The sequence below is a fragment of the Methanobacterium sp. genome (genome assembly GCF_038562635.1).
Lineage (GTDB): Archaea > Methanobacteriota > Methanobacteria > Methanobacteriales > Methanobacteriaceae > Methanobacterium_D.
The window spans coordinates 339,299-353,620 of sequence record NZ_JBCFBO010000001.1 but is presented as its reverse complement, the minus strand read 5'-3'; the positions used below and the strand labels follow the sequence as shown (position 1 = coordinate 353,620).

Genomic DNA, 14,322 nt, shown 5'->3' with positions numbered 1-14,322 from the left:
ACTTTTTAAAACGTTAGTAAGAAAATATCCTGTTTATTATGGCAATATCAATATGCTTAATATTAAAAGTATTAGTTATAGTATAATTTTTGAATATTTCATGAAAAAAGTGAGGGATTAAATGAAAAAAATATTAGTTACTGGAGCTGGTGGATTTATAGGAAGTCATTTAGCTAAAAAACTTTATGATGAAGGTAATTTTGTTAGAGCTGTAGATATCAAATGGGATAACTACATTTCGGAGCCATATTATTCTGAAAATCTAACTCTTGATCTAAGATCAGCCGAATCATGTAAAAAAGCTGCTGCTGATGTAGATTATGTATTTCATCTTGCAGCTAATATGGGAGGTATAGGATTTATTACAGAAGTAGGTGCGGAAATAATGCATGATAATGTACTTATGAATGTTAATATGTTACAAACTTCTGCAGATGGGGGGATTAAAAGATTATTTTTTGCATCATCAGCATGTATTTACCCTACTTATCGCCAAAAAAGCCCTAATAACCGTGGATTAAAGGAAAAAGATGCTTATCCTGCTGATCCAGATGATTTTTATGGATGGGAAAAGCTATACACTGAAAAGACCTGCGAAGCTTATCAAAGGGATACAGATCTTGAAGTAAGAATAGCCCGTTTTCACAATATATACGGCCCTGAAGGAACATATAATGGGGGGAGAGAAAAGTCACCAGCTGCTTTATGTCGTAAAGTAGCTAGCGCTCCTGATCCTGGTGTTATTAAGATATGGGGTGATGGAAAGCAATCTAGATCGTACTGTTACATAGATGATTGTATAGACGGAATTATGCAGCTAATGAAATCTGATTATAATCGACCGCTTAATATAGGGTGTGATCGTTTAGTAACCATCAATGAACTGGCAGATATAATCATCGATATTTCCGGGAAAAAGATAGGGAAAAACTATGATCTTTCAGCACCACAGGGAGTTAGAGGCCGCAACGCTGATTTAACCCTTCTTAAAAAGGAGTTAAAATGGGAACCGCAGGTAAGTCTTGAAAGAGGATTAGAAAAAACTTATTGGTGGATAAATGATCAGATAGTGTAATTTAAAGTTTATTTTACACTATTCACTTATTAAATTAATGGGGATGATAAAATGATTGAGAATCCTTTGGTATCCATTATAACTCCATCATATAATCAGGGTAAATACATTGAAGATACTATTAAAAGTGTGATGAATCAGGATTACCAGAATATAGAACATTTTGTGATCGATGGAGGTTCCATAGATAATACCATTGATATTTTAAAAAAATATGAGAATAAATACAACTTAAATTGGATTTCTGAACATGATAATGGTCAGTCAGATGCTTTAAATAAAGGTTTTGCAATGGCAAATGGCGATATTATCGGATGGGTTAATTCTGATGATTGTTATTTGGACTACAATACTTTTTCATATGTTGTAAATAAATTCTATGAAAATCAGGATGTGGACGTCATTTATGGGGATGAAGTAATAATTGATGAATTTGGAAATATAAAAAAGATATGTAAAACTTCCAATTGGAGTTATAAACATCTTCTTAGAGAATGTTTTATTTGTCAGCCAGCCGTATTTTTTAGAAAAAAGATAATTAAAGATAATAAGATTAGAGATATCTATTTGTGCATGGATTATGAATTCTGGCTAAGAATAGGGCAGAAATACAACTTTTTGAAGGTTAATAAAATACTGGCAGCAGACAGACTGTATAAAGGAACCAAAAGAGAATCCAATAAACTGAACCATATGATGAAAAGTAAAGATTTAAGAATAGAATATGGTGGAACTTTTGGAGTATATTATTACATGATGCACTTTCATGACTTGAGCTTAGCACTCTTTAAAAATATTAAAGGTGTTGGAGACATCCTTAAATTAAAACATAAAAATAACTACGCTTTTAATATAGAGTTTCCCAGTAATTATAATTTGATTATAAACCAGACTTCTTTAAATGACGTTTTTAAAAAGATCGACATAGAATTCAAATTTATTTATCAGTACATAAAATAATAATTTTCAATTATTTACTGATAAAACCTTAACGACATAAAAAGTTTTAAATAATCTGAAAAATCTTTACATGTGATTAAAATGAAAATTGATGTAGTGATGTGTACTAAAAATAGTGAAACTATTTTAGATAAATGTTTAAAATCAATTTTTGAAGAGATACCTGTTTGTCATTTAATTGTTTTAGACGGATTTTCAACTGATAAGACACTGGACATAATAGAGAGTTATAAGAATAAATTTAATATTAAAATTATCAAAACAGAAGCAGCTTTAGGTAAATCCAGAGAAATTGGCATAAAAAATGTGGATACAGAATGGTTTGTATTCATTGACAGTGACGTTATTTTAAGACAGGGTTGGTTTAGAGGAATAATCAGTTATATTTCAGATTGTGAAGTAGGGGCCATTGAAAGTAATTTTATCCACCATAACCCTACAACTATTCCAAAATTTACAACTTTTGAAAAAGTGGTGGATCAAAGAAGAGTGGATACAAGGGGTTATACTATTGCTACTTTGATAAAAACACGATCTGTTGAGGGCATATTAATTCCTTTTGACTTAATGATCTATGAGGACGAATTTATAAAAAAATGGGTTGAGAAAAAAGGATATAAATGGAAAAAAGTGGTCGGTCCTGTTGTTGATCATTATCCTGATCCAGACCCTTTTAGAGATGCATACTTAACAGGAATTTATAGTATTCGGTATAATTTATTCCCAACTCGCAATATAATAGTCAGTTCGTTAGCATCACCTTTTAAACTGTTTTATTTTTTGTATAAGTACCGATCGGTTGAATCTACGTTTAATTCACTAAAATACAATCTAATAATGTTAAAAGGTTTATTAGATGAGCTATTTGCTTTTTCATAATCATTTGTAGATTATAACTCACATATTAGGAGAGTAAGATTATGAAACATGTTCCCCATGTAACTATAATTATTATTAACTGGAATAATTGGAAAGACACAATAGAATGTTTGGAATCACTATACCAAATAATTTATCCCAATTATCAAGTTATTTTAGTTGATAATGCTTCGGATGATGGCTCAATGGAAAAAATAAAAAAATTTTGTGAAGGAAAATTAAACATAAAATCAGAATTTTTTGATTATAAATTTGATAATAAACCTATCTTTTTTCATTGTCTGTTAGAAAAGGAATTAAAATCATTTAAACATGAAAATATTGATAAATTGAACTACAAAAAGGATATTTTAGTCATTAAAAACGAGGATAATTATGGATTTGCCCGTGGAAATAATATAGGGGTTGAATTTGCCTTAAAAAACTTTAAAAGTGATTACATACTCCTTTTAAACAACGACACTGTTGTTGATAAAAATTTTTTAACAGAATTAGTAAAAATTGGACAAAAAAATGAAAAAATAGGCTTTCTTGGCCCTAAAACTTATTATTATGATAATGGGGGAAGAAAGGATATAATTTCATTTGCTGGAGGGTTATTAAATCTTTACAAAGGCATGCCAAAGGTGTTAGGATATCAAGAGATTGACAGAGGTCAGTGTGACGTGGTAAGTACAGTTGATTATGTAGAAGGGTCATGTATTCTTATAAACAAAGAAATTTTTGAAAAAATAGGCTTTTTAGATACAAGTTATTTTGCTTACTGGGAAGAAGCGGATCTATGTAAAAGAGGATTTGAGATAGGTTACAAATCTGTTTATGTTCCAAAATCAGAGATATGGCATAAGGTTTCAACGTCTTTCAACAATTCTAGTAGATTGTATTATTATTCCCGTAATAAGATCAAGTTTATGAAGAAAAATGCAGGTAGAATTGAATATGTTTCGTTTTTACTGTACTTTTTTGGATATGGGTTTTGGATTACAAATTGTTGCTATTTTTACAGTGCATTAAAAGAAAAAGAAGGTTTTGAGAGGAACAAAAGTTTCATTAAAGGAGTGTTTAAAGGGTGGATCTGTTATTAAAGATCAGAAACAAGGAATAATTTCTTAAAAATATTTTAGATGTCATGAAATATTATTTAAAATATAACAGGTGATAAAATGTTAGAAAAAATATTCTTCAAAAGTGTAGATATTATTAAGCCTTTAATTAATGTCGATCCAATGGAAAGCCCATTAACAGGTGATAGATGTATTGAATACCCTTATGTAATTAGAAAGTTAATTAAGTTGGATAAAGAATACAAATATGTTCTTGATGTTGGTTGTTTTGCATCTCCATTAACTAGTATTATTAAAGAAATGGATTTTGAAGTTGATGGTATTGATTTAAATAAAAAGTTGCCTTATGATGGAATAAATTACATCAATGGTGACTTTATATTATACCCATTTTCTTCAATTTATGATGTTTGTGTAATGTGCTCCACTATTGAACATATTGGTTTGGAAGGCCGTTATAACTCACCTAATTATATTGATGGAGATATTAAAGCTATTAAGAAGGCAAGAGATATCTTGCGCCATAATGGGATTTTAATTCTTACTATACCTTATGGTGAAGAAAAAATTATATACCCACTGCACAGAGTTTATAATAAAAATAGTAAGTTATTTAAAGAGATTAAATCTCATTTTGAAATTATTGATGCAGAATACTATAAGAATAATTCTGAAAACGTTTTTGTTAAATGTGAAGAAAATGAAGCCAGAGAAGTCAAACCCTCTGGACGTAACTATGCATTAGGCCTTTTCTGTTTGAAAAAGAAAACATAAATCAGGTATCCATTAATGAATCATTATAACATTAACTATACTAATTATCAGGCAATTTTTGATGATAATGCATCTTTCGATGATTCAGTAGAAAAAGTAAAGGAGTATTGTGTTATTGATAAGATCCGAATTTTTTTAATTATAAAATGAAAATAAGCCCATTTATTTTCATGATCTTCAAGAAGAATTAGAATTATTTAATAAGGATCTTATTAAATCAAGTTCTCTTATAGTTTTAAAAAATAATAAGAATTATGGATCTGTAGGGGGTAATAGTATATGGATCAAATTTGCCCTAAAAAACTTTAAAAGTGATTATATACTCCTCTTGAACAATGAAACCGTTGTTGATAAAAATTTTTTAACTGAACTGGTAAAAATTGGGCAATAGGAGAATAGGTTTTTTTAGGTCCTAAAACTCATTATTATGAAAATAAAGGAATAAATGACGTAATTTCATTTGCCGGGGATTTTTAAACCCATATACTGGTATTCTAAAAGTATTGGGGTATCAAGAGGTTGATAAGAGCCAATATAATAAAGTAAATAAAGTTGATTATGTTGAAGGTTCATGCATCCTTATAAATAGAGAGGTTTTAGAAAAAATAGGTTTTTTAGATACCAGTTATTTCGCCTACTGGGAAGAAGCAGATTTATGCAAGAGGGGATTTAAAGCAAGCTATGAATCTATTTATGTTCCCAAATCAAAGATATGGCATAAGGTTTCAACGTCTTTCAACAATTCGATTAAATTATATTACTATTCCCGCAATAAGATCAAGTTTATGAAGAAAAATACCCGTAAAATTGAATACATTTCATTTTTATTGTACTTTTTTGTGTATGGTTTCTGGATTACAAACTTTTACTATTTCTGCAGTGCATTAAAAGAGAAAAATGGATTTGAAAGGAACAAAAATTTCATTAAAGGTGTATTGAATGGATTAAATCAATTATTAAATAATCACTTTATAAATCATCAAAAATAAATATAAATTATCAAGCAAATTCAATGGGATATTATAAACTGCAAATTACTATCTAATTAATTTCATTATCAATTATAAATAATTCTTTGACATTGGCGATAAACTTTTCTATTCCAAAGTGTTTAGCTCTATAAGTTGAAGCTAAACTCATATTTTTCCATAATAAATCATTTTTTATTAATTCAAGCGTATACTCTTTTAATTGATCTGGTGTATCCCAAAGAAACCCATCAACTTTCTCCTGGACTATTTCAGGCTGACCTCCTTTATTAATTACAACAGGGACACATCCTGCTGACATTGCTTCTCCAGTAGTAATTCCAAAATGTTCCATTAGCTCAGGATAATCGTTTTCGTCTTTGTTTAATCCAGTGGCATGCCAGAATATTTTAGATTTACCATAAAATCCTCTAAGGGTTTCAAATGAAACATCGGTATGTATATAAACTGGATAACCTCGTGCTTCTTTTTGACATGTCTTTAAATAATATATATCTTTAGTATCTTTTACAATTCCGCCTACCAAGTGATATTCCCAGTTATTTAATATAACATTTTCATCATAAAGCTGTTTGAATATTTTAATCATTTCAAGCTGTTTTTTATTGTGAAATCCAACAAAAAATCTTCCAACACTTAATATTATATTTTCCTTTTTAAATGGTTTAAAATTTTCAATAGGAGGATATACAACTTTTATTTCGTTTTTGACTTTTTTTTTAATTTCTTTTTTTATAAATTGAGAATAAACAATTATTTTTTGGTACGATTCAAGATTACTGTCAGAAAAAAAGGGATCGGTTAATTTTTGAAAGAAAGTTTTATCCAACTTTAATATCGGTTGCTGGCATATATAAAAGTTTTTTTTAGATTTAGCAGAGATTGTAGTGTTATTTTCTTGATTTATAAAGATATCATAATTTTTAGATATATTTTCAATTACTAAATTTTTAAATAAAGAAATATTCTTTAATTTCCTAAGGTTTATTTTTTTAAAGCTTATTTTTTCCAGATTAATGTTTAACCTATTTTCCAGTTTCTCTTTGTTTATATCTTCTAGAATAATGAACTCAACAAAATGATGGTGGCTTAAAGTTTCTGCAATTTTACAAATATATTTTTCACCCCCTCCAAACGCCCTCAAATAAGGAGTGAATATTCCTATTTTCATTTTTTCACTACTTCCAACCAGATATTTTCATAGAATGTTTTTGAAGAGAAAGTTTTATTTAGTAGTATGAAAGTTAATTTAGGTATTATATTGTCCCATAGATTTATGCCTATTATTGCATTTTTGGCATCAGTCTCATTGTATTTTTTAATTGAACCTCCACTATTACTTACGATGTTGTATATTTCAGCTTTAGAAAATCCACAGTGCATATGAGTTTTATCAAGCTGATGAAATTCCGCCAATCCATGTTTCCACAGTTTTTCATTTCGTTTAGGTATATGTATCAATACATTTTTTTTACTGGAGTCTAATGACTTCTTTAATAAAGATATTGGGTCGTTTACATGTTCTAAAATGTTGTATAGGAGTATAGTATCTACTTCAGGGAAGTCTAATTGTGTAGCATCGCCTATTATCAAATTAACTTTGTTGGGGTATGCATAACCTTCATATTTTTGGATGTCTATTCCATAGTATTTGCCTTTCCAACCATTTCTCTTTAGAAATTCATACATTTGACATGTTGCACATCCGATGTCTAATATATCTCCTTTTTCGTATTCAAGAGTTAATTTAGCATATATTGGGTCTAATTTCCATTTTTTATATCCAAAATCAAAATTAGACTTAATTAATTGATTATTCATTAATATCGCCCCTTAAAATTTGTTTAAATAAGTTTTTATCTTCCTCATTAATTAATTTAAATACAAATAAAATAGTTAAATACAAAAATAGACCAATTATACCTGCAAAAAACCAGGGTAATGCTAATTTTAAATAATAAATTAAGATAGCAGACACAAATCCAACTAAAAGTGGTTTAAATATATATTCATTTACAGAAATTTTAAAGAAACTTTTATTGATATATAGAAATGTTAAACTGAATCCTAATACCTCTGTAAGAACCGTAACCACTGAAGCACCAATATAACTGTATTTGGGAATTAAAAAGAGATTTAAAGTAACGTTTAACAAAGCATTTAAAATAGCTACAATACTAAGAAACCTCTGTTTATTGGTCGCTGCCAGAATGTTACCAGATAGTGAGTTCAAAAATATTATGGGCACAGATAACATTAATATCTGAAGAATTAAAATGGAAGATAAATATTCATTTCCAAAAATTAATTTTATAATGTTTTCAGCAAAAAGAATTCCATTTATGAAAATAAAAATGGATGTAATGGCTAAATATTTAAACGCCTTTTCGTATTCTATTTTTAATAAATCTTTGGCAGTTTTAAAGTGTTTTGACATTACTGGAAACAATGCTGCAATAAAAATAGCAGGAATAACATATAAAATCATTAAAATCCGGTAAGCAGAGTTATAAATGCCTACTGCTTCACTACTTACCATTATAGATAGTAATAGTGAGTCTATCCATAAATAAATACTTGCAGAAATTCCCATTAATGCAAAGGGCCAAGCATCATTTATAATATATTTCCATAATTTTAAATCGATATTCGCAAGTGGAAACGAAAAATTCCATACATAAACCATGAAATTAAATAGTAAACACGCTAAACTGCTAATGATGTATAAAAGGGCGAAAAAGAATATATCTTTATTAAAATAGATAGCAACAAAAACTCCTGAAAAAACTATAACGTTGCTTATAATCGAGCTTATAGCAGGTATTTCCATTTTTTCATATGCCTGGAAAGTAGCATTAAATGGGGATGAGAATGCATTGATTATTGTAGATATTGCTATTAGATAAATTAGAAGTTTAATATCTCCAGGATAATTAAAGATAGTTACAGTTACCATAATAAGTCCAAAAGTTAAAATGCTCAAAAAAAATTTTATTAGCAGTATATTTGTGATATATTTATCTTTTAAAGATAGATCTCTTGCTATATTTCTTATAGAAAGTAATCCGATACCTAAATCCGTAAAAATTCCAAAAATGCCTGTTAAAGCAAGAGCAATCGATAGATTACCAAATCCGTTGGTACCAAGATATCGGGCTGTGTACATGGCAATGAAAAAAAGCAAGATATAACCTATAATCTGGGCTATAAATAACATGCTGGTATTTTTCACTATTTTATGTATTGAATTCATGAAATATACTCTCTATCTTATTTAATAACTGAAATGTTCTGTTTAAATAGGTATTATTATAAAATAATTATTTAGTATTATTTATAAAATGTATTGAGTCACTATTAGATATTTTTACATTAATTGAAGCAATAATATCTGATTTTAAAATGGATATTTTAATATAAACTGAAATATACGGTTTATAATAAAATAATAATGGGAAATGGTAACTATGTAATACTATATTGTCTAGTTATAATAAATATGTTTCTATTGGTTGGTTTAGAGGGTTGCCCCTGTAAAAATGGGCGAAATAGACAGATTACTGTACTAATAATAGTTAAATTTATTACTTATTACTCAAATAATATTAAATATGTTTCAAATGAAAAAAATATTTTTTTTATATTTAACCAGAGTATACAGTTTCTATAATAAGCATCTGCCTGAAATATATGGTATAAACTCAATTTATTCTAGTTGTTATGACTGGTTTAACCCTAATACCACAATTCTAGTAAACCTTCCTGATACTAAATTATATGTAAACACCAGAGAAACTGGATTAGTTCCTTTAATTCTTAATGGAACTTATGAAGGATATGAAACAGAATTATTCAAAAAGTTAGTTAATGAAGACACAATTTTGATTGATATAGGTGCTAATATTGGTTATTACACTTTAATCGGTGCAAATATAATTAAAAAAGGCTCAATTTATTCTTTTGAGCCGGTACCTGATAATTACAATCTTTTATTGAAGAATGTAAAAATTAATAATTTGAATAATGTTACGACAGTTCAAAAAGCTGTTTCGAATGATATAGGGAAAGTTAAAATATTTTTAGATGAATTTAGTTTTGGAACTCATTCTTTAGCTCGAAATAATGTTCCTGATAAAATTAATTTCTCGGAAGTCAATACAACAACATTAGATTCATTTTTTAATGAAAAATTTACTGAATTAGATAATATACTGATTAAAATGGATACTCAGGGTGCTGAAGGGCTTATTGTTAACGGAGCCGATTCTCTTTTAAAAAAAGAGTCCATTAAAATTATGATGGAATTCTGGCCTATGGGCCTCAAAAATATGGGTACTGAACCAGAACAGTTACTGGAAAAACTAAAAGAATACGGATTCAAAATAAATTTAATAAATGGCCAAAAAAAATGTTTGGAGCATCTAGATAATGATGAAATCATTAAAACATGCCAAATATCCCAAAATGGTTATAGTAATTTTGTTAATTTACTGCTTGAGAAATAAAGGTGCTGAATATACACCATTAGGGTTAATCTAACTTTATAATCGCTTAAAAATTATGAGATATAAAAATGGAAGTGAACAATGTGTTTAAGATTTTAAAAATAATTTTATCTGGATCTAAAATTAATCAGTTTAGCCAGTTAATAGCAATTCTTAAATATCATTATTATAACACATTTAAACCATTAAAAACATTCTATTTCAATGGAAAAAAATATAATTACTTTTATCATATGTATAACACTACTTGGGAAAATGAAAGAGCGGTGGAAGTTCCAATTGTTTGGGAAATTGTAAAAAAAAGGAAGGGGAAGCGAATTCTTGAAGTAGGAAATGTTTTTTCTAATTATTTCTCTGTTAATTATGATATTGTGGATAAATATGACGTGGCAAGTAATGTAATCAACTGTGACGTATGTGAATTCAAATCTGCTAAAAATTATGACTTGATTGTAACTATTTCAACTTTAGAACATGTTGGCTTCGATGAAAACTCGAAGGAACCTACGAAAATACTGTGGGCAATCCAAAATTTGGAAAGTTTATTAAATACTAACGGTGAACTGGTTGTTACATTACCTATTGGATATAATTCTACACTGGATAAGCTGTTAAATAATGGTAAAATACAATTTACTGAAACCCATTATTTAAAACGAATTACAAAGGACAATCAATGGATTGAAGTTAACTGGGACGACATTGCAAATGTTGAGTATGGTCATCCATTCAATAGTGCAAATGGTTTAATTGTTGGTATCATTAAGAAAAATGAATCAATTTAAACGTTATTTTAGTGGCATATCCGTTATACCTGTTTTTCCTACTGTAATTTTAAATTTCATTTTAATATCGCGTTGTCATTGGAAAAAAGCCTTATTTTTAGTATTTAATTTATATTTAACCACTGGTCTTTCTTTAATGAACTTTGCAGGCACTCCACCAGCCAATGTCCACTTTTCAATGTTTTTTGTCACAACGGATCCTGATGCAATTACTGCGCCTTCATTAATAGTCACTCCTGGCAGTATAGTAACCCTTGAACCGATGTAAACCCAATCACAGATATAAACGGGAGATCCAACAGATGCAAAGGAAGGACTGTTTATATCATGTTCCATGGTATATACATGCGCATTTCCAGCGATATTAACATTATTGCCTATGTATATATTTTTACGTCCGTCTAAGAATGAATCATTGCCTATTATTGAATTATGACCAATTTTAATGCCTGAAGGCCTGAAAAACCGGCATCGCCAGTAAATTATGGAATCTTTTGGAAGTTTAATTCTAAAGATGTTGCGATAAAGTATGTTGCGTATCGTATGGAATGGAATATATCCGGTTAAAGTTGATAATAATAGGTTTAACCCATTTAATAAGTTATACATAAAACGAAAAGTTTTTGAAGGGTATGAATCTGGATTATTCCTTATAAAATGTACAATTTTATGTCTAACCACTTTAAGCCCCTCTTTATAGATCTAAATATATTTTTAGAGCGTATGGTTAATAAGCTTTTTTATTATTATATTATGAATTGATTTTGAAGCTATAAATAGTTAAAATAAATATTGTTATCAAGCTGTTAAGAGGCTGGTTTTAATATTTCAGATATATCCTCCAGAATAATGTACTTCTTGTGCTTATATGTCTTCACTAATTACATTTAGTCATTTATTTGATAGAATGCTAGTTTTAAAATTAAATATACAAGAATGAAAATTTTATTGTTTATACTAACTTGAATCTATTAAAATTTATTTTTCATTTCATTTAATAATTTTCGAAGTCATTAATAGTATTTAAATTTCGAAAACTCATCGTGCTCTCATCAAGTTCCTCAACATCAACATATTTGACATTTAAGTTATCAATAAGCGACTTTACGTTGTATTGTTCGTTTTTAACCAGATTTCTGCCTATTTTTACTACATCTTTTTTATAAATAGAATGCAATGGCTCAATATGTCCATCATCCCATATTGGGACAACTGCATCAAATTTTTTAGCTCCTGCAATCTCAAACATCTTTAAAACAAATGATTTAGAAATAAATGGAGAATCACACGGTAAAATTTGAGCATATTCTGAATTAATATATGAAAGTCCTGTTAAAATTCCAACCAGGGGGCCTTGATCTTTTGTTTCATCTGTAACGATCCTAATTGACATATCTATGTCTTTTAAAATGAGTTTATATCTATCAATTTGTTCTTGATCCCTTAAAACCAGTACAATTTCATCAACAATGCCTTTAATAGTATCTAAGACATGCATGAGCATTGATTTACCATTTAAAACAAGTGAACCTTTATCTTTTCCCATTCTACGGCTTCTACCGCCACACAGAATTATAATGGATTTCATAAAATGAACCTCATTTAAAATTAGCTAAAAAATAAAAAAAGGAGTATGTGATGTTTTTACATCAAACGGGTTGTAGGATAATTTGGACTTTCATTGGTTATTGTAATATCGTGTGGATGACTTTCTGTCATACCGCTTGCTGTGATCTTTACAAACCTTGCTTTCTCTTTCATTGCTGAAATGTCTTCTGCACCACAGTAACCCATAGAAGACTTAAGTCCTCCTATTAACTGGAATAAAACTTCATTTACAGGGCCTTTGTAGGGTACAACTCCTTCTATTCCTTCAGGAACAAGTTTAGCATGCTTCATTGGTCCTTTTACTTCCTGGAAGTAGCGGTCTGTTCCTGCACCAGCTCCACCAGTCATGGCTCCAAGTGAACCCATACCTCTGTACTGTTTGAATTTTCTTCCATTCATAATTACAACATCGCCCGGAGCTTCGTGTGTCCCTGCAAGTAAACTTCCAAGCATTACTGCATCAGCACCTACTGCTATAGCTTTTGCAATATCTCCCGAGAATCTTAAACCTCCATCTGCTATAACAGGAATTCCAGATTCTCTTGCAATATCTGCCACATCTGACACTGCTGTAAGCTGTGGAACACCCACACCAGCAACTATTCTTGTTGTACATATAGATCCTGGTCCAATACCAACTTTAAGTCCGTCGACCTCTTTTGCTATTAATGCTTCTGCAGCTTTGGCTGTTGCAATATTACCAACAAGTAAATCTGCATCGATGTTGTCTTTAATTGTTTTGACATAATCTACAACATGTAAATTATGTGCATGAGAGACGTCTATTGCTATAATGTCGGCCCCTGCATCATCAAGAGCCATAGCACGTTCTAAATCAAAGGGTCCTGTTGCTGCAGCAACCATAAATTTCCCTTTTTTATCTCTTGATGCATTAGGGAATTTTTTCCGCTCTAAGATATCACGTATAGTTACAATTCCCATTATTTTGCCGTTTCGAACTACAGGTAGCCTTTCAACTTTGTTTTCATAGGCAATATCCAGTGCTTCATCAGGAGTAGTTGATTCAGGGATAGTCAGGACTTCTTCTGTCATTATATCCTTAACTTTCTTTTTAGAACCCTTGTTAATGATAGGTTTAATATCCCTTCTACTTATTATTCCTACAACAATCTCATTTTCTACAACAGGAAGTCCGCTTACTTCTTCTATATCCATTATTTCATTTGCTTCCGCTATGGATGCGTCTGGACTTATTGTTATTACATCGCGTATAGTAAGGTCACTGGATTGTTTTACTTTTTTGACTTCATTTACCTGCTCACTTATAGTCATATTCCTGTGTATAATTCCTAGTCCACCTTCCTGGGCAAGTGTTATTGCCATTTTGGATTCTGTAACTGTATCCATTGCAGAACTTATAATAGGAATATTAATACGATAATTTCTTGAAATTTGTGTTTCAACTTTAACATCTTTTGGTTCTACAGAAGAAGCCTTAGGTATTAATAAAAAATCATCGAATGTATACCCGCTTGGAGCTTCTTTTAGTTTTTTAGAGTACATAAATACCTCCATTTAATCTTTAATGAAATAGTTATCATCAAAACTTGGTTTTGATGTTATGCTTAGAAAATCTTTAAACAAAACGTAATTTAAGAAAATACGTTTTGTAAATAGTAAATAGGATCAAGATTTAATACAAATTGTAAGTTACTTATAGAA

General features: G+C 29.4%; 14 protein-coding genes. 8 read left to right on the top strand and 6 right to left on the bottom strand.

Translation table 11 applies throughout. The features are described from left to right. The first annotated feature begins 121 nt into the window (after positions 1–121). The 6 genes from AAGU07_RS01695 (at position 122) to AAGU07_RS01670 (ending at position 5,741) form a co-directional block, all read left to right on the top strand. On the top strand, positions 122–1,075 hold the full coding sequence (locus tag AAGU07_RS01695; protein ID WP_342457488.1) for an NAD-dependent epimerase/dehydratase family protein: 954 nt from the start codon (positions 122–124) through the stop codon (positions 1,073–1,075). Between the two features lie 51 nt (positions 1,076–1,126). Next, positions 1,127–2,035, top strand: coding sequence for a glycosyltransferase family 2 protein (locus AAGU07_RS01690; protein WP_342457487.1), 909 nt, complete (start codon positions 1,127–1,129; stop codon positions 2,033–2,035). Positions 2,036–2,116: 81 nt separating this feature from the next. Continuing rightward, the gene (locus AAGU07_RS01685; RefSeq protein ID WP_342457486.1) at positions 2,117–2,914 is read left to right on the top strand and encodes a glycosyltransferase family 2 protein; all 798 of its coding nucleotides are present in this window, start codon (positions 2,117–2,119) and stop codon (positions 2,912–2,914) included. Positions 2,915–2,955: 41 nt separating this feature from the next. Continuing rightward, on the top strand, positions 2,956–3,999 hold the full coding sequence (locus AAGU07_RS01680; protein ID WP_342457485.1) for a glycosyltransferase family 2 protein: 1,044 nt from the start codon (positions 2,956–2,958) through the stop codon (positions 3,997–3,999). A gap of 78 nt (positions 4,000–4,077) precedes the next feature. Beyond that, positions 4,078–4,752: a DUF268 domain-containing protein gene (locus AAGU07_RS01675; RefSeq protein WP_342457484.1), complete on the top strand. Its 675-nt coding sequence runs from the start codon at positions 4,078–4,080 to the stop codon at positions 4,750–4,752. A gap of 503 nt (positions 4,753–5,255) precedes the next feature. After that, positions 5,256–5,741 carry a hypothetical protein gene (locus tag AAGU07_RS01670; protein ID WP_342457483.1) on the top strand — a complete coding sequence of 162 codons (486 nt, stop codon included), beginning with the start codon at positions 5,256–5,258 and terminating at the stop codon, positions 5,739–5,741. 52 nt (positions 5,742–5,793) lie between these two features. On the opposite strand, the gene AAGU07_RS01665 is transcribed toward AAGU07_RS01670, so the two are convergent. Genes AAGU07_RS01665 through AAGU07_RS01655 form a run of 3 tightly spaced genes read right to left on the bottom strand, consistent with a single transcriptional unit; the run spans position 5,794 to position 8,994 of the window. Next, positions 5,794–6,912, bottom strand: coding sequence for a glycosyltransferase family 4 protein (locus tag AAGU07_RS01665; RefSeq protein ID WP_342457482.1), 1,119 nt, complete (start codon positions 6,910–6,912; stop codon positions 5,794–5,796). After that, the gene (locus tag AAGU07_RS01660) at positions 6,909–7,562 is read right to left on the bottom strand and encodes a methyltransferase domain-containing protein (RefSeq protein ID WP_342457481.1); all 654 of its coding nucleotides are present in this window, start codon (positions 7,560–7,562) and stop codon (positions 6,909–6,911) included. Before AAGU07_RS01660 ends, AAGU07_RS01665 begins: the two co-directional genes overlap by 4 nt. Then, positions 7,555–8,994, bottom strand: a complete 1,440-nt coding sequence (locus tag AAGU07_RS01655) for a flippase (RefSeq protein WP_342457480.1) — start codon at positions 8,992–8,994, stop codon at positions 7,555–7,557. The genes AAGU07_RS01660 and AAGU07_RS01655 overlap by 8 nt, the downstream gene beginning before the upstream one ends. A gap of 367 nt (positions 8,995–9,361) precedes the next feature. On the opposite strand from AAGU07_RS01655, the gene AAGU07_RS01650 reads away from it, so the two are divergent. Together AAGU07_RS01650 and AAGU07_RS01645 are read left to right on the top strand one after the other, a co-directional pair. Next, a complete protein-coding gene (locus AAGU07_RS01650; RefSeq protein ID WP_342457479.1) occupies positions 9,362–10,246 on the top strand; it encodes an FkbM family methyltransferase in 885 nt (294 codons plus the stop codon). Positions 10,247–10,314: 68 nt separating this feature from the next. Then, positions 10,315–11,031 (top strand): hypothetical protein, encoded by a 717-nt coding sequence (locus AAGU07_RS01645; RefSeq protein ID WP_342457478.1) that lies wholly within the window; start codon positions 10,315–10,317, stop codon positions 11,029–11,031. Positions 11,032–11,106: 75 nt separating this feature from the next. On the opposite strand, the gene AAGU07_RS01640 is transcribed toward AAGU07_RS01645, so the two are convergent. From AAGU07_RS01640 to guaB, 3 genes are all read right to left on the bottom strand, one after another. Beyond that, entirely contained in the window at positions 11,107–11,712 is a 606-nt protein-coding gene (locus tag AAGU07_RS01640) for an acyltransferase (RefSeq protein WP_342457477.1), read from the bottom strand. Positions 11,713–12,025: 313 nt separating this feature from the next. Beyond that, positions 12,026–12,619, bottom strand: coding sequence for a molybdenum cofactor guanylyltransferase (locus tag AAGU07_RS01635; protein ID WP_342457476.1), 594 nt, complete (start codon positions 12,617–12,619; stop codon positions 12,026–12,028). 56 nt (positions 12,620–12,675) lie between these two features. Beyond that, positions 12,676–14,163 (bottom strand): IMP dehydrogenase, encoded by a 1,488-nt coding sequence (gene guaB / locus AAGU07_RS01630; protein ID WP_342457475.1) that lies wholly within the window; start codon positions 14,161–14,163, stop codon positions 12,676–12,678. Positions 14,164–14,322 lie beyond the last annotated feature (159 nt).

Excerpts from the sequence above, each read along its gene's own strand:
- AAGU07_RS01660 (WP_342457481.1), bottom strand. The coding sequence starts at position 7,562 with ATGAATAATCAATTAATTAAGTCTAATTTTGATTTTGGATATAAAAAA.
- AAGU07_RS01645 (WP_342457478.1), top strand. The coding sequence starts at position 10,315 with ATGGAAGTGAACAATGTGTTTAAGATTTTAAAAATAATTTTATCTGGA.
- AAGU07_RS01650 (WP_342457479.1), top strand. The coding sequence starts at position 9,362 with ATGAAAAAAATATTTTTTTTATATTTAACCAGAGTATACAGTTTCTAT.
- AAGU07_RS01675 (WP_342457484.1), top strand. The coding sequence starts at position 4,078 with ATGTTAGAAAAAATATTCTTCAAAAGTGTAGATATTATTAAGCCTTTA.
- AAGU07_RS01655 (WP_342457480.1), bottom strand. The coding sequence starts at position 8,994 with ATGAATTCAATACATAAAATAGTGAAAAATACCAGCATGTTATTTATA.
- guaB (WP_342457475.1), bottom strand. The coding sequence starts at position 14,163 with ATGTACTCTAAAAAACTAAAAGAAGCTCCAAGCGGGTATACATTCGAT.
- AAGU07_RS01665 (WP_342457482.1), bottom strand. The coding sequence starts at position 6,912 with ATGAAAATAGGAATATTCACTCCTTATTTGAGGGCGTTTGGAGGGGGT.
- AAGU07_RS01690 (WP_342457487.1), top strand. The coding sequence starts at position 1,127 with ATGATTGAGAATCCTTTGGTATCCATTATAACTCCATCATATAATCAG.
- AAGU07_RS01685 (WP_342457486.1), top strand. The coding sequence starts at position 2,117 with ATGAAAATTGATGTAGTGATGTGTACTAAAAATAGTGAAACTATTTTA.
- AAGU07_RS01680 (WP_342457485.1), top strand. The coding sequence starts at position 2,956 with ATGAAACATGTTCCCCATGTAACTATAATTATTATTAACTGGAATAAT.
- AAGU07_RS01635 (WP_342457476.1), bottom strand. The coding sequence starts at position 12,619 with ATGAAATCCATTATAATTCTGTGTGGCGGTAGAAGCCGTAGAATGGGA.
- AAGU07_RS01695 (WP_342457488.1), top strand. The coding sequence starts at position 122 with ATGAAAAAAATATTAGTTACTGGAGCTGGTGGATTTATAGGAAGTCAT.